Origin of the sequence: Flavobacterium sp. FlaQc-48, from assembly GCF_044007335.1 — a bacterium.
Lineage (GTDB): Bacteria > Bacteroidota > Bacteroidia > Flavobacteriales > Flavobacteriaceae > Flavobacterium.
Genome location: NZ_JBIPCR010000051.1, coordinates 1 through 686, shown reverse-complemented (window position 1 = coordinate 686; position 686 = coordinate 1). Strand labels below are relative to the sequence as shown.

Here is a 686-nt window from a genome sequence, read left to right as displayed (position 1 = left end):
ATCCAATGACAAAAGAGAACAACCAGAGCTATCATTATTTCATGCATCAGCATCTTTTTAACCACATTGACATCAAACCTGAAAATGTTAATATTCCCGACGGAACCGTTGCTATTGATGAACTGAATCAATATTGCATCGATTACGAAATGAATATTAAAAATGCCGGAGGACTTGATTTTCAATTATTAGGAATTGGGCGTACCGGTCACGTAGGTTTCAATGAACCGGGATCGCACATCAATTCCGGAACCCGGATCATTACTTTGGACCATATTACAAGAGTAGACGCTTCATCTGATTTTAATGGTATAGACAATGTTCCCAAAAGAGCCATTACCATGGGAGTTTCTACCATCATGAGATCCAAAAGAATTGTACTAATGGCGTGGGGACAAAACAAATCCGATATCATCAAGAGAACCATTCAGGGCGATATCAGTTCAGAAGTTCCGGCTACCTTTTTACAAAATCATGCCAATGCCACATTTGTACTGGACCAGTCTGCAGCATCTGAATTAACCCGCTTTAAAACACCCTGGTTAGTTGGAGAATGCATCTGGACACAGGAATTAAAAAGCAAAGCGATTGTTTGGTTGTGCCAAAAAACAAAACAATCGATCTTAAAATTAACAGACCGTGATTACAACAACAACGGAATGTCTGACCTTTTGGCGCAGGAAGGT

At 39.8% G+C, this 686-nt stretch carries 1 protein-coding gene; it reads left to right on the top strand.

All coding sequences use genetic code 11. From position 1 onward, the window contains the following. The coding region (locus tag ACHRWY_RS27535; RefSeq protein ID WP_395359221.1) for a 6-phosphogluconolactonase at positions 1–686 on the top strand (686 nt) is incomplete at both ends.